The organism is Microbacterium sp., assembly GCF_047971895.1.
GTDB lineage: Bacteria > Actinomycetota > Actinomycetes > Actinomycetales > Microbacteriaceae > Microbacterium.
Genome location: NZ_JBKEAF010000103.1, coordinates 1 through 17,556, shown reverse-complemented (window position 1 = coordinate 17,556; position 17,556 = coordinate 1). Strand labels below are relative to the sequence as shown.

Below are 17,556 nucleotides of genomic sequence, written 5' to 3'. Positions count from 1 at the left end.
CCAGCGCGGCGGCATCCATGTGCGTCACTCGAGACCCCTGCGGACGCCCCGCGAGGGGCGGCGCCGTCACACGGTATGAGCACGCGGCGCGGCATCCGTAAGATTGACCGATGGCGAGGCATCCACTCGCCGAATCCGGGGGTTCCACAGTGGCGCTGATCGTGCAGAAGTACGGCGGGTCGTCGGTTGCCGACGCCGACGGCATCAAGCGTGTCGCCAAGCGCATCGTCGAGACACGCCGCGCCGGTCACGACGTCGTGGTCGCCGTGAGCGCCATGGGCGACACCACCGACGAGCTGCTCGACCTCGCCGCGCAGATCGCGCCCATCCCGGCTCCGCGCGAACTCGACATCCTGCTGTCGGCGGGCGAGCGCATCTCGATGGCGCTGCTCGCGATGGCGATCCACTCGATGGGGTACGAGGCCCGCTCGTACACGGGCATCCAGGCCGGGATGGTCACCGATTCGCGGCACGGCTCGGCGCGCATCGTCGACGTGACCCCCACCCGCGTGCATCAGGCTCTCGACGAGGGCGCGATCGTGATCGTCGCCGGGTTCCAGGGATTCAACCCCGATACGCAGGACGTGACGACGCTGGGTCGAGGCGGCTCCGACACCACCGCGGTCGCTCTGGCGAAGGCGCTCGACGCCGACGTCTGCGAGATCTACAGCGACGTCGACGGTGTCTTCACCGCAGACCCGCGGGTCGTGCCCAAGGCCCGCAAGCTCGACGTCATCGGTGCGGAGGAGATGCTCGAGCTCGCCGCCAACGGCGCGAAGGTGCTCTACATCCGCGCGGTGGAGTTCGCGCGCCGCCACGGCGTGATCATCCACGCCCGATCGACGTTCGCCGCCGGCCCCGGCACCTACGTGCTCGGCCCCGGAATGACACCGCCACCCGAACTCGAGGGAGCAGCCATGGAAGAACCCATCGTCGCGGGAGTCGCGACCGACCTCGGCCAGGCGAAGATCACCGTCATCGGTGTGCCCGACGTGCCGGGCAAGGCCGCCGAGATCTTCAAGATCGTTGCAAAGTCCGGCGCCAATGTCGACATGATCGTGCAGAACGTGTCGGCCGCGGCGACCGGCCGCACCGACATCTCGTTCACGCTGCCGAAGTCCGATGCGACCGCCGCGCTGCGTGCGCTCGACGCCGAGCACGCGGACGTCGGCTTCGAGAGCCTCGTGCACGACGACCAGATCGGCAAGCTGTCGGTCGTCGGGGCCGGGATGCGCACCCACTCCGGGGTGTCGGCGACCCTGTTCGAGGCGCTGTCGACGGCGGGCATCAATATCGAGATGATCTCGACCTCCGAGATCCGCATCTCGGTGGTGCTGCACGGCGACGACCTGGCCGGGGCTGCGCGCGTCGTGCACTCCGCCTACGGCCTCGACGGCGACATCGAGGCCGTCGTGCACGCCGGCACCGGTCGCTGAGACGTGCCACCCGAGGCATCCACCCCTCGGTAGACTCGGGGATTCACCCAACGCAAGGATCCGCACATGACCCGTATCTCAGACTCCGGACTCTCCATCGCCGTCGTGGGCGCCACCGGCCAGGTGGGCACCGTGATGCGCGAGATCCTCGTCGAGCGGGCGTTCCCGATCGGCGAGCTGAGGCTGTTCGCGACCGCGCGCTCGGCGGGCACGGCCGTCGACTTCGCGGGGCACACGGTCGTCGTCGAAGACATCGCGACCGCTGACCCGGCAGGCATCGACATCGCCCTGTTCAGCGCCGGCGCGACCGGCAGCCGTGCGCACGCGCCGCGGTTCGCCGACGCCGGTGCCGTGGTCATCGACAACTCCAGCGCCTGGCGCATGGACCCCGAGGTGCCGCTCGTGGTCAGCGAGGTCAATCCGCACGCCGTCGTCGCCGCACCCAAGGGCATCATCGCCAACCCGAACTGCACGACCATGGCGGCGATGCCGGTGCTCAAGGCGCTCGATGCCGAGGCGGGTCTCGAACGGCTCATCGTCAGCACCTATCAGGCGGTCAGCGGTTCGGGTCTGGCCGGTGCGCAGGAGCTGCTCGGCCAGACCGAGGCCGTCGTCGCGCAGGAGGGGGCCATCGACCTCGTGCGCGACGGGGGAGCGGTCGACTTCCCCGAGCCCGAGAAGTACATCGCGCCCATCGCGTTCGATGTGATCCCGTTCGCCGGAAACCTCGTCGACGACGGCCAGAACGAGACCGACGAGGAGAAGAAGCTGCGCAACGAGAGCCGCCGCATCCTCGAACTTCCCGACCTGCGCGTCGCCGGCACGTGCGTGCGCGTGCCCGTGTTCACCGGCCACTCGCTCAGCATCAACGCCGAGTTCGCGCGCGACATCACACCGCAGCGCGCCCGCGAGGTGCTCGCCGACGCCCCGGGCGTCGTGCTCGACGAGGTGCCCACCCCGCTGCAGGCTGCCGGCAAGGACCCGAGCTTCGTCGGCCGCATCCGCGCCGACCAGTCGGCACCGGCCGACCGCGGCCTGGTGCTCTTCATCTCGAACGACAACCTGCGCAAGGGCGCAGCGCTGAACGCCGTGCAGCTCGCCGAGCTCGTCGCCGCGAACCTCGGCGTCACCGCGTAGCGGCATCCGTCGTCGGAGAACTGCGCGAAGGTCGGATGATCCGCGCGACATCCTCCGACGTTCGAGCGATCATCCGACGTTGGCGGTGGAACAAGAAGAGTGGATTCGTGCGGCCCGGGGCACCTGCGCGTGAGGCCTAGAATCGTATGGTGACTGAAACCGTCGACGTGGTACTGATCGGCGGCGGCATCATGAGCGCCACTCTGGGCACGTTGCTCACCGAGCTGCAGCCCGACTGGTCGGTCGTCGCTTTCGAGCGCCTCGGTGATGTCGCCCGCGAGAGCTCGAACGCCTGGAACAACGCCGGCACCGGCCATGCTGCCCTGTGCGAGCTGAACTACATGCCCGAGGCGGCGGACGGGTCGGTGGACCCTGCCCGTGCGGTGGCCATCAACGAGCAGTTCCAGCAGAGCCGGCAGCTGTGGTCGACCCTCGTCGAGCGCGGTGTGCTCGATGCGCCCTCGACGTTCATCAACGCGGCGCCGCATATGACGTTCGTGCGCGGGGAGAAGGATGTCGCCTACCTGAAGCGGCGTTTCGAGGCGCTGAAGGATCAGCCGCTGTTCGCCGGCATCGAGTACAGCGAGGACTCCCGGGTCATCAACCAGTGGGCGCCGCTGCTGATGCAGAAGCGCCGCAAGGGCGAACCGTTCGCCGCTACCCGCGTGCCCGCCGGCACCGATGTCGACTTCGGCGCACTCACCCACCAGCTGTTCGACAACCTGCGGGCGCGAGGCGTCGCTGTGCACACCGACACCGAGGTGCGCGGCGTCACCCGGCAGAAGGACGGCACCTGGCTGGTGAAGTACCGTCGCACCGTCGGCAAGGCCCCGGGCCGCATCAAGGCGCGCTTCGTGTTCGTCGGCGCCGGCGGCTGGGCGCTGAAGCTGCTGCAGTCGTCGGGCATCCCCGAGATCAAGGGGTTCGGCGTCTTCCCCATCGGCGGGCAGTTCCTCAAGACCAGCAACCCCGCGATCGTGAAGCAGCACCAGGCGAAGGTGTATTCCACGGCATCCGTCGGCGCCCCGCCCATGTCGGTGCCGCACCTCGACACCCGTGTCGTCAACGGCGAGGCATCGCTGCTGTTCGGGCCGTTCGCGACGTTCAGCCCCAAGTTCCTCAAGCAGGGGCGCGTCACCGACATCGTCAGCCAGGTGCGGCCGTCGAATCTCGGGCCGATGCTCAAGGTCGCGTTCACGAATGTCGACCTCATCAAGTATCTGGTCGGTGAGCTCGCGAAGACGCATCACAAGAAGGTCGACAGTCTGCGCGAGTTCATGCCGACCGCCGAAGACGACGACTGGACCCTCATCCAGGCCGGCCAGCGCGCGCAGGTGATGAAGAAGGACCCCGAGAAGGGCGGCGTGCTGCAGTTCGGCACCGAGGTCGTGGCAGCCGCCGACGGCTCGATCGCCGGCCTGCTGGGCGCCTCTCCCGGAGCTTCCACCGCCGTGTCGATCATGTTCGACCTGCTCGAGCGCTGTTTCCCCGACCGACGCGAGGAGTGGGCGCCGAAGCTGGCACAGCTCGTGCCGAGCTACGGCGAGGAGCTCAACGCCGATCCTGACGAGGCGCAGGCGTCGCTCGAGCGCACGGCCGCGGCGCTCGCGATCCACCCCTGACCGTAGAATCGGCGGGTGGCCAAGCTCTACTTCCGCTACGGCGCGATGAACTCCGGCAAGTCCACCGCGCTGCTGCAGGCCGCCTACAACTACGAGGAGCGCGGCCAGCAGGTGCTGCTGGCCAAGCCCGCGATCGACACCAAGGGCGCCGATCGCATCTCGAGCCGGCTGGGCGTCGATCGCGAGGTCGACTGCCTCATCCCGCCCGGCGCCGATGCCCGGGCGCTGTTCCTCGCCGAGCGCGAGCGGGTGCGGCGCGGGGGCGAAGACGCGCTGCTGCCGGGACGGGAAGAGGTGGATGTCGCGTGCCTGCTGATCGATGAGGCTCAGTTCCTCACACCCGCCCAGGTGGAGGATCTGCTGCGCATCGCTGTGCTCGACGGCGTGCCGGTGCTGGCGTACGGCATCCGCACCGACTTCCGCACCGAGTCGTTCCCCGGCTCGGCGCGCCTGCTCGAGCTCGCCCACAGCCTCGAAGAGCTGAAGACCATCTGCCGCTGCGGGCGCAAGGCGATCTTCAACGCGCGCCTGGTCGGCGGGGCGTTCGTGTTCGACGGGGATCAGGTCGCGATCGATGAGCTCACCGCCGACCGCGTGACGTACGAGTCGATGTGCCCCGAGTGCTACCTGCGGGAGTCGGGCGGTCGCCTCGACGCGGGCGTCGGCTGACGGCGATCCTGTGCGTCCGCAGGATCGCCCACCGGTAGTCCTCCATGCCGGTGCGGCCCCTGCGCGCGAAGTCGAAGGTCAGCGGTCGCGACGAGGAGGAGAGGAACCATGGGACCGGCCTACGGGTCGTCCCCCCGCGTTGCGGGCGCCGCACCGCGCGAGTAATGTGGTCTGACCACACGCACTGGACGGAGAGACCGACATCACGACCGCACCCCCGCGCGCCTGGCAGACGGTGCTCGACCGCATCGAGTCCGACCTGCTCGGCGGCAGACTCCGGCCCGGCGACCGGCTGCCGCCCGAGCGCGAGCTGTCGACGCGCCTCGGCGTCGGTCGATCGAGCGTGCGCGAGGCGCTGCGGGTGCTCGAGGTGATGGGCCTGATCCGCACCGGCACGGGGTCCGGGCCGTCATCGGGCGCGATCGTCATCGCGACGCCCACCGGCGGCATGGCGGCGCTGCTGCGGCTGCAGGTCGCGGCTCGAGGGTTTCCGATCGCCGATGTCGTGGCCACGCGGCTCGTGCTCGAAGAGGCGGTCGTGCGCCGGCTCGCACAGCGGGCGGATGCCGAGACATCGCCGTTGCACGCGGTGCTCGACGCGATGGACGACGACACGCTCACCCCCGACGAGTTCCTCGCACTGGACGCGCAGTTCCACCTGGGCCTGGCCGAGGAGTCCGGCAACACGGTCGTCGCGGCGACCATGGCCGGGCTGCGCACGGCGATCGAGGACTACGTGCGCGAGGGCGCCACGGGGATCGCCGACTGGACCGCGGTCGTGCGCCGGCTGCGTGCCGAGCATCGGGGCATCCTGGCCGCGATCGAGGCGGGCGAGGCGGAAGGCGCGGCATCCCTCGTCCACGATCACATCGCCGGCTACTACGCCGATGCGCGCGTGCCGCGCACCGCACCGCAAGGAGGATCATGATCCAGCGTCAACTGCCCAGGCCCACAGAGCTGCTTGAGCTCATGAGGTTCCGTGCCCCCGTGTGGAGTGCCACTCGCCGCCGGCTCGATCGGGCGCTGACGATCGACGATCTGCGCCGCATCGCGAAGCGTCGCACGCCCAAAGCCGCGTTCGACTACACGGACGGTGCCGCCGAGGGCGAGCTGTCGCTGGCGCGAGCGCGGCAGGCGTTCGAAGACATCGAGTTCCACCCCGACATCCTCCGGCCGGCCAGCGATGTCGATCTGTCGTGCGACCTTCTCGGCGGGCCGTCGGCGCTGCCGTTCGGTATCGCCCCCACCGGGTTCACCCGGCTGATGCAGACCGAGGGCGAGCGTGCGGGCGCGGGCGCGGCGGGGGCCGCAGGCATCCCCTTCACCCTCTCGACCCTCGGCACAACCTCGATCGAAGAGGTGAAGGCGGCCAACCCGTTCGGCCGCAACTGGTTTCAGCTGTACGTCATGCGCGACCGGGAGATCTCGTACGGGCTCGTCCGGCGCGCGGCCGCCGCGGGCTTCGACACGCTCATGTTCACCGTCGACACGCCGGTCGCCGGGGCGCGGCTGCGCGACAAGCGCAACGGCTTCTCGATCCCGCCACAGCTGACGCTCGCGACGGTGCTCGATGCGCTGCCGCGGCCGTGGTGGTGGATCGACTTCCTCACCACGCCCACGCTCGAGTTCGCGTCGCTGTCGTCGACCGGCGGCACCGTCGGCGAGCTGCTCGACGCCGCGATGGACCCGACGATTTCGTACGACGATCTCGCCGTGATCCGCGACCTGTGGCCGGGCAGGATCGTCGTCAAGGGCGTGCAGAACGTTGCGGACTCGAAGCGGCTCATCGACCTCGGCGTCGACGGCATCGTGCTGTCGAACCACGGCGGGCGCCAGCTCGACCGCGCGCCGATCCCGTTCCATCTGCTGCCGCACGTCGTGCGCGAGGTGGGGCGCGATGCGACGGTGATGATCGACACCGGCATCATGAACGGCGCCGACATCGTCGCCGCGGTCGCGCTCGGGGCGAAGTTCACGCTGATCGGGCGCGCGTACCTGTACGGGCTCATGGCCGGGGGTCGCGAAGGCGTCGACCGGGCGATCGCGATCCTGCGCGGCGAGATCGCCCGCACCATGCAGCTGCTCGGGGTGGCGTCGCTGGCCGAGCTCGAGCCTCGGCATGTGACGCAGCTGCAGCGCCTCGCCCCGGTGGCGGCGCCGGCGGCACGCCGTACGACGCGTCAGCGCAGCGGCAGCGCGGGCAGCAGCGCGTCGAGGTAGGCGGCCGTGTCCTCCCAGCCGTCGACGGCGTGGCAGCGCACGCCGAGGGCGAGCACCGGGTAGTCGTTGCCGTCCGGGTCGAGCCGGTCGCCGATGAACAGCATGTCGTCGAGCGGGATGCCGGTCTCGCTGGCGAGCTGCCGCATCCCGTAGGCCTTGTCGATGCCGCGGTGCGTGATGTCCACCGACGTCGATCCGCCCGAGCGCACCTCGAGATCGGGCAGGCGCTCGGCGACCGCCGCGCGCAGCGTGCTCTTCTTCTCACCGGTCGGGTCCCACGCGACCTTCGCCTCCAGCGGTGCCCGCTGACCCAGCGCCGAGAACGTGATCTGCGAGCCGCGGTCCTCGAGGATCTCCCCCCACGGCGCCGGCTCCCAGAACCCGAGGCGGCGGGCCTCCTCGTCGACGGCGGCCACCGCCCGGGCTCGCTCGTCTGCGCTCAGCTGGTGCGCGTAGCGCGCGGTGAAGCCGGTGCCGTCGTGGCGGTAGTACTGGGTGCCGCACGTGGGCATGAGGTGGATGCGAGAGAGAAGATCGTCGGATGCCGCGGGCAGCCGCTCCACGAGCTGCGCCCGAAACTGCGCAATCTGTCCGCCCGAGATGACCGCCACCTCGACGCGTGCGGCGAGGGCGATCAGCTGGTCGCCGATGCGCGGGTCGATCGGCGACTTCGAGGGGGCGAGCGTGTCGTCGAGGTCGAACGCGATGAGGCGGACGGGCACGGCCATTCTCCTCGTCGATGTCTGTCTGGTCGGGGTGACAGGATTTGAACCTGCGGCCTCTTCGTCCCGAACGAAGCGCGCTACCAAGCTGCGCCACACCCCGTGGCAACCACACGAGTCTACCCGACGTCGGGCGGTGCTCCGAACCGTCTCAGGCGGGGTTCAGCGTCAGCAGAGAAACCTCGGGCCGACAGGCGAAGCGCACAGGCGCGTAGATCGAGTGGCCGACCCCGGCGCTCACGTTCAGCGGCACGGTGGGCCCGGCGTGCGTCCACGAGCTGAGCCCGCGGGCCTGCGGCAGCGGGATGTCGCAGTTGGCCACCAGGGCGCCGAAGCCGGGCACGCGCACCTGACCGCCGTGCGTGTGCCCGGCGAAGATCAGGTCGGCGCCGTGGCCGGCGAACGTGTCGAGCACCCGGCGGTAGGGGGCGTGGGCGACGGCGAGGGTCAGTGGGTCGGCAGCGGCGTGCTGTGCGGCATCCGCCTCTCTCAGCTGGTCGGCGAGCGCGGGCACGAGATCGAGCCGGTCGTCGTCGCGGTGGGCGTCACCGACGCCGAAGGCGTCGATGCGGTGCCCGTGCACCTCAAGCGACACCGCGGCGTTCTCGACGCTGTGCCAGCCGAGGTCTTCGAGGAAGGAGTCGAGCGCGTCGGTGGGCAGCCGGGTCACCGCGGCGCGCCGGCGCGACGGGCCGGCGAAGTACGTGAACGGGTTGCGGGGGGCCGGCGCGACGAAGTCGTTGGAGCCGTGGACGAAGAGACCCGGGATGCCGCGCAGCGGTGCGAAGGCGGCGCGCACCCCGTCGAGTCCCTCGAGGTGGCCGAGGTTGTCGCCGGTGTTTACGATGAGGTCGGGCTCGAGGTCGGCGAGCGAGGCGAGCCAGCGCTGCTTGCGGTGCTGCCACGGCGCCATGTGCACGTCGGAGAGGTGCAGGATGCGCAGCGGCCGACGGCCGGGCTCGAGGATCGGCAGCGTATGCCGGCGCACTGTGTACAGGTGCCGCTCGATGCCGATGCCCCACACCGCCGCCGCGGCGCCGACCGCCCCCACCGCTGCGATGGCGGTGAGGGCGGGGCGGCGCGGACCCCTGTCCGTCACGGACCGGATCCGCCGGGGCAGTCCTCGTCGGTGTAGGTGACTTTGACACGCGCGTTGCGGTTGGTGACCGTGCCCGAGCCGGGGCTGACCGCGGTGACGGTGCCGGTGCCGTCCTCCTGCTCCTGGCATCGCAGGTCGACATTTCCGAACCCGGCGCTCATGAGTGCGTTGCGGGCGTCGCCGGCGCTCATGCCGACGAGCCCGTCGGGGATCGCGACGCCGTTGCCGTTGCTCGGGTTGATCGTCACGGTGGTGCCGCCGGCGACCTTTCCGGCGCCGGGGCTCTGCTGCGCGACGATGCCCTTGCCTTCGGTGGAGTCGACCTCGGGGCCGACGGTGACGCCGAAGCCGGCATCGCTCAGGGTCTGCGTGGCCTGGCTGACGGTCATACCGACGACATTGGGCAGGTCGGCGTAGACGACACGCGTGAGGTTCCGGTCGGGCGCGGGGAAGCCTTCGCCGCCGTACAGCTCGTTCGCCCGGGCCTGGATGTCCCGGGCGATGTAGAAGCGCATATAGGCCACGTTCGTGCCGTTGCCGGAGTTGATGAAGACGTCACCGTCGCCGCCGTCGGCGTTGCCGACCCACACCGAGGTGGTGACCTTGGTGCTGGACTCGATGAGCCACGTCTCGGTCTTGTTGTGGGTACCGGTCTTGCCGATCACCGGCACGGGGCCGCCGGGGTTTCCGGCGGTGCCGGTGCCGCCGGTCATCACCGAGCGCAGCGCGTAGGCAGCGGTCGCGGCGACGGCCGGGTCGAGTTCCTGCTCGCACGTGTTCTCGGGCATGGGCAGGTCATTGCCCTGCGCGTCCGTGATGCGGTCGATCGCATGCGGGGTACACAGGATGCCTTTGTTGGCGACGGTCGCGTATGCGCCGGCCATCGCGATCAGCGACACGTTGTTCGACCCGAGGATCGAGAACTGCGTGTTCATATCCACCGGGCCCGAGCCGTCGCCCTTCTCGACTCCGAGCTTGGTGGCGACCTTCTGCACGTCGCACAGGTCGAGCTCCTCGGCCATCGCGAAGAAGCCCGAGTTCATCGAGGTCGTGGTGAACTGCAGCGGGGTGCCGACGAAGCCGCCCGCCCCGCCGGAGTTGGGCACCATCTTGTCCCTGGCCTGGCGTACCCAGTCTCCCGTGCAGGTGTTGGTGAAGCGGTCGAAGTTGCGGGCACGCCCGTTGAGCACCTCGTTGAGGGAGCGGTCCTTCTCGAGCCAGTCCAGCAGCGTGAACAGCTTGAACGTCGAGCCCGAAGGGAAACCGATCGATCCGCCCGTGTCCTTCTCGCCGGCGTAGACGAGCGACGAGTATGCCTTGTTGCCCTCGATCGTCTCGCTGAACTGGGTGTTCTGCGCAATCGCGAGGACGCGGCCGGTGTCGGCCTCCACGCTCGTGGCCGCCGCGCCGAAGTCTCCGCCCTTCGTGCCGCCGATGAGGCGCAGCTCGGCGGGCGTGTACTGCTGCATCGTGGCCGTGGCGGTCTGCTGCAGGTTCAGGTCGAGGGCCATATACACCTGCATGCCGCCCTGGCGCAGGTTGTCCTGCCGGTCCTGCCACGTCTCACCGAACACCGGGTCGTTGCTGAGCACCGCCTTCACGTACTGGCAGTAGTACGGGGCAACGCTGTTGATGCAGCCCGACTTCGGCGCCGTGATGTTCGGGGTGACCGGCTCGGCCTTGGCCTCGTCGTACTGCTCCTGCGTGATCTTGCCGTAGACGAGCATGCGGTCGAGCACATAGTTGCGGCGGGTGGTCGTGTCGGCGTACCCGTCTTCCTGAGTGTTCGTGAACGAATCGGTCGATGCCCGGTAGAACGAGCCCTCGGGCCTGTCGATGCGGAACGAGTTCGGGTTCTGCACCATCCCCGCCAGCGTCGCGGCCTGTGTCAGGTTCAGGTTCGCCGCCGACACCCCGAAGTAGTACTTCGCCGCCGCGTCGATGCCGTAGTTCGTACCGCCGAAGTTCGCGATGTTCAGGTAGCCGAGCAGGATGTCGTTCTTCGAGTACCGCTGCTCCAGCGCGATCGCGTACCGCATCTCCTGCACCTTGCGCTTGTAGCCGTCGCTGCCGGACGCAGTCGTCGCCTCCATCCAGCAGTCGCGCTTGGCCTCGTCGAGGCTGACGGCGACGACCGGGTTGCCCTCGTCATCCAGGACGGTCTCGCCGTCCGCGTTCGTCTTGTAGATCGTCTCCGCGTCCCACTCGCACTTCTGCACCAGCACGTTCTTCACGTACTGCTGGCTGATCGACGAACCGCCCTGTGTCTCACCGCCGCCCTGCACGTTGCTCAGCAGAGCACGCGCGGTGCCGACGATGTCGATGCCGCCGTGATCGTAGTAGCGCGGGTCTTCCGAGGACAGCAGCGCGTCGATCATCACCGGCGCGATCTCATCGAAGCCCACCGGCGACCGGTTCTGGTCGTAGAACTGCGTGTCGACCACGTACTCGCCGGATCCGGGGTCCTTGTAGTACAGCGTCGTCGGCACCATCAGCTCGTCGATGTCGAGGTAGCTGGGAAGCTTGTCGAACAGATTGATCGCGCTCGTTGCCGCGTTGCTGGTCAGAGCGATCGCCGGGGTGACCGCGGCGGTCACCAGCAGACCGGCGACGGCGGCCAGACCGATCAGGCCGAGGAAGCCACCGAGCACACCTCTGGCTGTCCGTTTCGTTTCGGGCATAGGGTTGATCGTAGGGGAGTTAGCTGGGCGAACCCTTGAGGCAAGGAGCGAAATGACCACCTGGGAGTACCTCACCACTCCGCTCATCGTGCACAACACGGCGGCGATTCTCAACAACTGGGGAAAGCAGGGGTGGGAGCTCGTGCAGGTGGTGCCGAACGCCGAGGGCGGCCTGGTCGCGTACCTCAAGCGCCCGTTGACGGATGCCGCCGGTACGACCAACACCGGGCTGGACGCTGCGGCCGAGGCCGCGCGCCGGTTCGAGGACTGAGGGGAGCGGACGATGAGCGTCACAGAACGAATGCGGGAACTGGGCCTGGAGCTGCCGGAGGTGGTGCCGCCGGTGGCCGACTACGTGCCCGCCAAGGTGCACGGCGACCTCGTCTACACCTCGGGTCAGCTGCCCATGGTGTCGGGCGCCCTGCCGGCCACCGGCAAGGTGGGCGACGGCGACGGGCTCGTGCCCGCCGACGACGCGAAGGGCTACGCGCGCCAGAGCGCGCTCAACGCGGTGGCCGCCGCGGCGGCGGCGGCCGGAGGCCTGGACCGCCTCACCGGGGTGCTCAAGGTCACGGGCTTCGTGGCATCCGTTCCCGCCTTTACCGGGCAGCCCGGGGTCATCAACGGCGCCAGCGAACTGCTCGGCGAGATCTTCGGTGACGTCGGGCGGCACGCGCGTTCGGCGGTCGGCGTGCCGGTGCTGCCGCTGGACAGCCCCGTCGAGGTCGAGGTCGTCTTCAGCGTCCGGTGACCGGCGCCGCGCTCACTTCAGCTGGGCGCTGATCACGCTCATCACCGCGGTGTCGGCGAGCGTCGTCGTGTCGCCGATCTCACGGCCCTCGGCGATGTCGCGCAGCAGGCGGCGCATGATCTTGCCCGACCGCGTCTTGGGCAGCTCGCCCACGATGTACACGTCGCGCGGGCGGGCGATCGGGCCGATCTGCTGCCCCACCCAGACACGCAGGGCGTCGGCCAGGCCCTCCGGAGAGTGCGCCGCGAGATACGACTCCTTGACGATCACGAACGAGACCACCGCCTGGCCGGTGGTCTCGTCGCTCGCGCCGACCACGGCGGCCTCGGCGACCGCCTCGTTGCCGACCAGAGCCGACTCGATCTCGGCGGTCGACAGTCGGTGGCCCGACACGTTCATGACGTCGTCGACCCGGCCCATGAGCCAAATGTCGCCGTCGTCGTCGAGGCGCGCCCCGTCGCCGGCGAAGTAGTACCCCTGGTCCTCGAACTTCTCCCAGTAGGTCTCGGTGAATCGCTCGGGATCGCCCCAGATGCCTCGCAGCATTGCGGGCCACGGCTTGGTGACCACCAGCAGTCCGCCGTTGCCGTTGCCGACATGCGCACCTGTGTCATCCACCACGTCCACCGAGATACCCGGCAGCGGCACCTGCGCCGCACCTGGTTTGGTCTCGGTGATTCCCGGTAGGGCCGAGATCATGATCGCCCCGGTCTCGGTCTGCCACCACGTGTCCACGATGGGGGCCGTCTTGCCGCCGATGACCTTGCGGTACCACATCCAGGCCTCGGGGTTGATGGGCTCGCCCACCGAGCCGAGCAGGCGGATCGACGACAGGTCGAACTTCCTCGGCACCGTGCGCCCGACCTTCATGAACGAGCGGATCGCCGTAGGCGCTGTGTAGAAGATCGTGACGCCGTACTTCTCGATGAGCTCCCACCAGCGGCCCGGATGCGGCGTGTCGGGAGTGCCCTCGTACAGCACCTGGGTGGCGCCGTTGGCGAGCGGCCCGTACACGACGTACGAGTGACCGGTGACCCAGCCCACGTCGGCGGTGCACCAGAAGACGTCGGTCTCGGGGTGGATGTCGTGCACCACGCGGTTCGTGAAGGCGCTCTGCACCAGATACCCGCCGGAGGTGTGCAGGATGCCCTTGGGCTTGCCGGTCGTGCCCGACGTGTACAGGATGTACAGCGGGTTCTCGGCGGGGAACGCCCGCGGCTCGTGCGCGGCGGAAGCCTGCGGCACCACCTCGTGGTACCAGAGGTCGCGGCCGTCGGTCCAGTCGATCTCGTTGCCCCCGCGGCGCACGACGATGACGTGCTCCACGGTCTCCTGCGCGCCGGAGCCGTTGCGATCGGACAGGGCCAGGTCGACGGCGGGCTTGAGCGCCGACACCTTGCCCTTGCGGTAGCCGCCGTCGGCGGTGATGACCACCTTGGCGGCGGCGTCGTCGATGCGCGAGCGCAGGCTGTCGGCCGAGAACCCGCCGAAGACGACCGAGTGGATCGCGCCGATGCGGGCGCAGGCGAGCATGGATGCCACGGCCTCCGGGATCATCGGCAGGTAGATGGCGACGCGGTCGCCGTGGCCGACGCCGAGGTCGGTGAGCACGTTCGCGAGCCGCTTGACCTCGTCGGTGAGCTCGGCGTACGTGATGCGGCGCTCGTCGCCGTTCTCGCCCTCCCACAGCAGGGCGATCCGCTCGCCGGCTCCGGCCTCCACATGCCGGTCGAGGCAGTTGTAGGCGACATTGAGTTCGCCGTCGGCGAACCACCGGGCGAACGGCGGGTTGGTCCAGTCGAGCACTTCGGTGAACGGCGTGTGCCAGTGCACCAGGTCGCGGGCCTGATCGGCCCAGAAGCCTTCGACGTCCTCGGCGGCGCGCGCATACAGGTCGGCGGTCGCGATCGCCTGCGCGACGAACTGCTCGGGCGGCGCGAATCGGCGGCCTTCGTCGAGAAGGTGGTCGATCTGGCTACTGGCGCTCGGGCTCATCTGGCGCGCTCCTCTGCGGGCTTCACGGCTGGTGATGACAGGGTATTGCGCGGGTTCGCCGGGCACTACTGCCGGAAGTCGGTAGGGGCTGTCGCGCGACACGCACCGATGTATCGGTTCGGCTGTTTGGCGGGTGGTCGGGGAGTGCGTATGCTGATCGCGGCCGAACTTTGATTCCGGCGCTGCAACCTCCCTGATACCCCCAGACGGGCGGTTGCGTGTGGCGGCATCCAATTCCCCCCTATTGGATGCCGCCCCTTCTTTCCCCGGGGCCCTCTTTCCTTTCACTTGCCGCGTTGTGCGGCCCACGCCCACAATTCGTGGCAACTGAACGCGCGGGTGGCGGTGCGCGGGGACGGGCGGCGGTGCGTGGCGGTGTGTTCGGTGAGAGCAGGCGGGCGACGTCGGGCCTGGATCTGCGGGGCGCATGTTTCTGCGGGTTCTGTTCCTCCCCAGGCGGTTCCGGCGCACTCGGCACGTGTGGATCGGCCGATCGCGGCCGATCCGGGGTGCGCGGCTTCGTAGTCTCGCTGCATGCCAGAGCCGTTCGTCCCCCGCCCGCTGCACTCCGCCGGGGTGCAGCACGTCGCCGACACGCAGATCCCTGCGCCCACCGTGCAGGGGCGGACCACCGTGCAGCGGGCTGCTGCGGCATCCCTGCTGCCGGCACATCCGCACCTCGACCGCCTCGCGCCGTTCCTCGACGATCCCGACATCACCGACGTGTTCCTCAACGGGGCCGACCGGCTCTACGTCGACCGCGGGCGCGGTGCGGTGCGGGTGGATGCCTGGCGGGCCACCGAAGACGAGGTGCGCGCCCTCGCCGTCGCCCTGATCTCGGCCGGCGGCCGGCACATCGACGACGCGACCCCGTGTGTCGACGTACGGCTCGACTCCGGCGCGCGGGTGCACGCCGTGCTTCCGCCCGTCTCGACCGGCGGCACGCTCGTCTCGCTGCGTGTGCCCCGGCTGGTCGCGCCGGGTCTGGACGACCTGGCCGCACGCGGGATGATGCCGGAGGCCGCCCGCGACTGGCTGCGCGGTCTCGTTGCCGCCCGGCAGAACGTGCTCATCACGGGTGCCGCCGGATCTGGCAAGACGACACTGCTGTCGGCGCTGCTCGCGGCGGCTGCGGCCGGTGACCGCATCGTGACCATCGAAGACGTCGCCGAGTTGCGCCCGCCGCACCCGCACCACGTCTCGTTGGAGGCGCGGCAGCCGAACCTCGAAGGCGCCGGCGGCGTCGGGCTCGCGCGACTCGTGCGCGAGGCGCTGCGCATGCGCCCCGACCGCATCGTCGTCGGAGAGTGCCGCGGAGACGAGGTGCGCGAGCTGCTGTCGGCGCTCAACACCGGCCACGACGGTGGAGCGGGCACCCTGCACGCCAACGGGCTCGGCGACGTGCCGGCCCGACTCGAGGCACTGGGCGCGCTCGCCGGGCTCGACGACCGTGCGCTCGCCCGCCAGGCGGTGAGTGCGATCGCGTGGGTGCTGCACGTGGCGCGCGCCGACGACGGCGAGCGCCGCCTCGCGGGGGCGGGTCGGCTCGTGCTCGACGGCGAGCGTCTCGGCATCGCAGAGAGTGTGCCATGGGCCGCGTGAAGAGATCGGATGCGCACGACGCCGCCGGCCTCGTGCTGCGCCTGGCCGTGCTGCTGCAGGCCGGCGTCACACCGGGCGCGGCGTGGAGGCACCTGGCCGAATCCGATCCTGTCGCCGTTCGCGTGTGCGCAGACGTCGATGCGGGCACGACCGTCGCCGACGCACTGCGCCGCGGTGAGGGTGACGGCGCGTGGGCCCAGGTGGGCGCCGCGTGGGAGGTCGCCACGACGGTGGGCGCGCCGCTGGCCGAGAGCCTGCGCACGGTCGCCGAAGCTCTGCGCGACGCGCACGAGGCCGCCGACGACGTGCGCATCGCCCTGGCCGAGCCCGCCGGCACGGCCAGGCTGATGCTGTGGCTGCCGGCCGTGGGCGCGCTGCTGGGCGTGGCGCTCGGCTTCGACACGCTGACGGTGATGTTCGGTTCCGTCGGAGGCATCGTGTGCCTCGTCGGCGGTGTCGCGCTCATCCTGGCAGCCCGGCGCTGGACCGGCGCGCTCGTGCGCCGGGCCCAGCCGCCCGGCGGGATACCGGGCCTGCACGCAGAGCTCACCGCCATCGCCCTCAGCGGCGGCGTCTCGATCGACCGGGCGACGACGCTCGTCGAGAGCACCGGCACGCCGGCCGCCGACGGCACCACCGCAGTGCTCGCCCTGTCGCGCACGGCGGGTGTGCCGGCCGTCGAATTGCTGCGTGCTGCAGCCGCACACGAACGGCAGACCGCCCGCACCGACGGACGCCTGCGCGCGGCGGCCCTCGGCGGGCGCCTGCTGCTGCCGCTCGGCGTGTGCACCCTGCCTGCCTTCCTGCTGCTGGGCGTGGCTCCGCTGATGATCAGCGTGCTGTCCAGCACCTCACTGCCCCTGTGATCCAGACACTGACGCGCCCCACACCCATCAGATGAAGGAGAAGAGATGACCATACCCACCCTCACGCGCCACCGCGCCGCACAGCTGTTCACCGACGAGTCCGGTGCTGCCACCGCCGAGTACGCCATCGCCACGATGGCCGCGGTGGCCTTCGCCGGCCTGCTGGTGGTGATCATGCGTTCCGACGAGGTGCGCGGCATCCTCACCGATCTCGTGCGCCGCGCGCTCAGCGTGTCGTGATCCGGCGCATGCGGGGCGATCGCGGCTCGGTCACCGCTGAGTTCGCGATCGTCCTGCCGGTGCTGGTGCTGCTCATCGTCTTCGGCGTCGGCGCGCTCGGCGCGACCTCGGCGCGCGTGCGGCTCGAGGACGCCGCCGCCGACGCTGCCCGGTTGGTCGCCCGCGGCGACGATCCGGCCGCCGCCCACGCCGCGGTCGGCCGGGCCGCCGACGGCGCACGGCTGCACGTCGCACGGCACGACGGGCTGGTGTGCGTCACCGCGTCGGCCGCGGTCCGCGTGCTCGGCGCGCTGGTCGTGCCGGTGCAGGCCGGCTCGTGCGCGCTCGACGGCGGGAGGTGATCGGATGCCGGGGGCCGCCGCCGCGACCGGGCTCATCGTCTCGGCCGCCGTGCTCACGGTCGGGTTGACCGTCGTCGGCGGGGCGGCCGCCGCGTCACAGCACGCCGCCGGCGCGGCCGATGCCGCGGCGCTGGCCGCCGCCGATGCCGCCTCGGGCGCGGTGCCGGGTGAGCCG

16 protein-coding genes and 1 tRNA gene are annotated in these 17,556 nt (G+C 70.3%); 12 read left to right on the top strand and 5 right to left on the bottom strand.

All coding sequences use genetic code 11. The annotated features are described in order from the left end of the window. The first annotated feature begins 149 nt into the window (after window positions 1–149). The 6 genes from ACK5IN_RS08175 to ACK5IN_RS08150 all read left to right on the top strand — a co-directional run bounded on the left by ACK5IN_RS08175 (window position 150) and on the right by ACK5IN_RS08150 (window position 7,084). Window positions 150–1,436 carry an aspartate kinase gene (locus ACK5IN_RS08175; RefSeq protein ID WP_416895731.1) on the top strand — a complete coding sequence of 429 codons (1,287 nt, stop codon included), beginning with the start codon at window positions 150–152 and terminating at the stop codon, window positions 1,434–1,436. A gap of 66 nt (window positions 1,437–1,502) precedes the next feature. Next, on the top strand, window positions 1,503–2,573 hold the full coding sequence (locus ACK5IN_RS08170) for an aspartate-semialdehyde dehydrogenase (protein WP_416895697.1): 1,071 nt from the start codon (window positions 1,503–1,505) through the stop codon (window positions 2,571–2,573). 146 nt (window positions 2,574–2,719) lie between these two features. Continuing rightward, on the top strand, window positions 2,720–4,195 hold the full coding sequence (locus ACK5IN_RS08165; protein WP_416895696.1) for a malate:quinone oxidoreductase: 1,476 nt from the start codon (window positions 2,720–2,722) through the stop codon (window positions 4,193–4,195). A gap of 15 nt (window positions 4,196–4,210) precedes the next feature. Further along, window positions 4,211–4,864 (top strand): thymidine kinase, encoded by a 654-nt coding sequence (locus tag ACK5IN_RS08160; RefSeq protein ID WP_416895695.1) that lies wholly within the window; start codon window positions 4,211–4,213, stop codon window positions 4,862–4,864. Between the two features lie 235 nt (window positions 4,865–5,099). Next, window positions 5,100–5,792, top strand: coding sequence for a FadR/GntR family transcriptional regulator (locus ACK5IN_RS08155; RefSeq protein ID WP_416895694.1), 693 nt, complete (start codon window positions 5,100–5,102; stop codon window positions 5,790–5,792). Next, window positions 5,789–7,084: an alpha-hydroxy acid oxidase gene (locus tag ACK5IN_RS08150; RefSeq protein ID WP_416895693.1), complete on the top strand. Its 1,296-nt coding sequence runs from the start codon at window positions 5,789–5,791 to the stop codon at window positions 7,082–7,084. Before ACK5IN_RS08155 ends, ACK5IN_RS08150 begins: the two co-directional genes overlap by 4 nt. Here ACK5IN_RS08150 and ACK5IN_RS08145 read toward each other — a convergent pair. The 4 genes from ACK5IN_RS08145 to ACK5IN_RS08130 form a co-directional block, all read right to left on the bottom strand. After that, complete coding sequence (locus ACK5IN_RS08145) at window positions 7,045–7,806, bottom strand: HAD-IIB family hydrolase (RefSeq protein WP_416895692.1); 762 nt, start codon at window positions 7,804–7,806, stop codon at window positions 7,045–7,047. The genes ACK5IN_RS08150 and ACK5IN_RS08145 overlap by 40 nt on opposite strands. A 26-nt stretch (window positions 7,807–7,832) precedes the next feature. Next, window positions 7,833–7,909, bottom strand: a tRNA-Pro gene (locus tag ACK5IN_RS08140). A gap of 48 nt (window positions 7,910–7,957) precedes the next feature. Further along, on the bottom strand, window positions 7,958–8,905 hold the full coding sequence (locus tag ACK5IN_RS08135; RefSeq protein WP_416895691.1) for a metallophosphoesterase: 948 nt from the start codon (window positions 8,903–8,905) through the stop codon (window positions 7,958–7,960). After that, window positions 8,902–11,586 carry a transglycosylase domain-containing protein gene (locus tag ACK5IN_RS08130; protein ID WP_416895690.1) on the bottom strand — a complete coding sequence of 895 codons (2,685 nt, stop codon included), beginning with the start codon at window positions 11,584–11,586 and terminating at the stop codon, window positions 8,902–8,904. The genes ACK5IN_RS08135 and ACK5IN_RS08130 overlap by 4 nt, the downstream gene beginning before the upstream one ends. Before the next feature lie 52 nt (window positions 11,587–11,638). Between ACK5IN_RS08130 and ACK5IN_RS08125 the strand changes: the two genes are divergently transcribed. Both ACK5IN_RS08125 and ACK5IN_RS08120 read left to right on the top strand, forming a co-directional pair. Further along, on the top strand, window positions 11,639–11,857 hold the full coding sequence (locus ACK5IN_RS08125; RefSeq protein WP_416895689.1) for a hypothetical protein: 219 nt from the start codon (window positions 11,639–11,641) through the stop codon (window positions 11,855–11,857). A gap of 12 nt (window positions 11,858–11,869) precedes the next feature. Then, entirely contained in the window at window positions 11,870–12,337 is a 468-nt protein-coding gene (locus ACK5IN_RS08120; RefSeq protein WP_416895688.1) for a RidA family protein, read from the top strand. 12 nt (window positions 12,338–12,349) lie between these two features. Here ACK5IN_RS08120 and acs read toward each other — a convergent pair whose 3' ends face one another. Continuing rightward, window positions 12,350–14,332, bottom strand: a complete 1,983-nt coding sequence (gene acs, locus ACK5IN_RS08115) for an acetate--CoA ligase (RefSeq protein WP_416895687.1) — start codon at window positions 14,330–14,332, stop codon at window positions 12,350–12,352. Between the two features lie 534 nt (window positions 14,333–14,866). Here acs and ACK5IN_RS08110 point away from each other — a divergent pair. Genes ACK5IN_RS08110 through ACK5IN_RS08095 form a run of 4 tightly spaced genes read left to right on the top strand, consistent with a single transcriptional unit; the run spans window position 14,867 to window position 17,381 of the window. Beyond that, window positions 14,867–15,934, top strand: a complete 1,068-nt coding sequence (locus tag ACK5IN_RS08110) for a TadA family conjugal transfer-associated ATPase (RefSeq protein WP_416895686.1) — start codon at window positions 14,867–14,869, stop codon at window positions 15,932–15,934. Beyond that, entirely contained in the window at window positions 15,922–16,800 is an 879-nt protein-coding gene (locus tag ACK5IN_RS08105; RefSeq protein WP_416895685.1) for a type II secretion system F family protein, read from the top strand. Before ACK5IN_RS08110 ends, ACK5IN_RS08105 begins: the two co-directional genes overlap by 13 nt. A 45-nt stretch (window positions 16,801–16,845) precedes the next feature. Next, entirely contained in the window at window positions 16,846–17,040 is a 195-nt protein-coding gene (locus ACK5IN_RS08100; protein WP_416895684.1) for a DUF4244 domain-containing protein, read from the top strand. Between the two features lie 8 nt (window positions 17,041–17,048). Then, window positions 17,049–17,381, top strand: a complete 333-nt coding sequence (locus ACK5IN_RS08095) for a TadE family type IV pilus minor pilin (RefSeq protein ID WP_416895683.1) — start codon at window positions 17,049–17,051, stop codon at window positions 17,379–17,381. Window positions 17,382–17,556 lie beyond the last annotated feature (175 nt).

What these genes read in the sequence shown, in the direction of transcription:
- ACK5IN_RS08170 (WP_416895697.1), top strand. Translation starts at nt 1,503, where the DNA reads ATGACCCGTATCTCAGACTCCGGACTCTCCATCGCCGTCGTGGGCGCC.
- ACK5IN_RS08165 (WP_416895696.1), top strand. Translation starts at nt 2,720, where the DNA reads ATGGTGACTGAAACCGTCGACGTGGTACTGATCGGCGGCGGCATCATG.
- ACK5IN_RS08150 (WP_416895693.1), top strand. Translation starts at nt 5,789, where the DNA reads ATGATCCAGCGTCAACTGCCCAGGCCCACAGAGCTGCTTGAGCTCATG.
- ACK5IN_RS08130 (WP_416895690.1), bottom strand. Translation starts at nt 11,586, where the DNA reads ATGCCCGAAACGAAACGGACAGCCAGAGGTGTGCTCGGTGGCTTCCTC.
- ACK5IN_RS08125 (WP_416895689.1), top strand. Translation starts at nt 11,639, where the DNA reads ATGACCACCTGGGAGTACCTCACCACTCCGCTCATCGTGCACAACACG.
- ACK5IN_RS08120 (WP_416895688.1), top strand. Translation starts at nt 11,870, where the DNA reads ATGAGCGTCACAGAACGAATGCGGGAACTGGGCCTGGAGCTGCCGGAG.
- acs (WP_416895687.1), bottom strand. Translation starts at nt 14,332, where the DNA reads ATGAGCCCGAGCGCCAGTAGCCAGATCGACCACCTTCTCGACGAAGGC.
- ACK5IN_RS08110 (WP_416895686.1), top strand. Translation starts at nt 14,867, where the DNA reads ATGCCAGAGCCGTTCGTCCCCCGCCCGCTGCACTCCGCCGGGGTGCAG.
- ACK5IN_RS08105 (WP_416895685.1), top strand. Translation starts at nt 15,922, where the DNA reads ATGGGCCGCGTGAAGAGATCGGATGCGCACGACGCCGCCGGCCTCGTG.
- ACK5IN_RS08100 (WP_416895684.1), top strand. Translation starts at nt 16,846, where the DNA reads ATGACCATACCCACCCTCACGCGCCACCGCGCCGCACAGCTGTTCACC.
- ACK5IN_RS08095 (WP_416895683.1), top strand. Translation starts at nt 17,049, where the DNA reads ATGCGGGGCGATCGCGGCTCGGTCACCGCTGAGTTCGCGATCGTCCTG.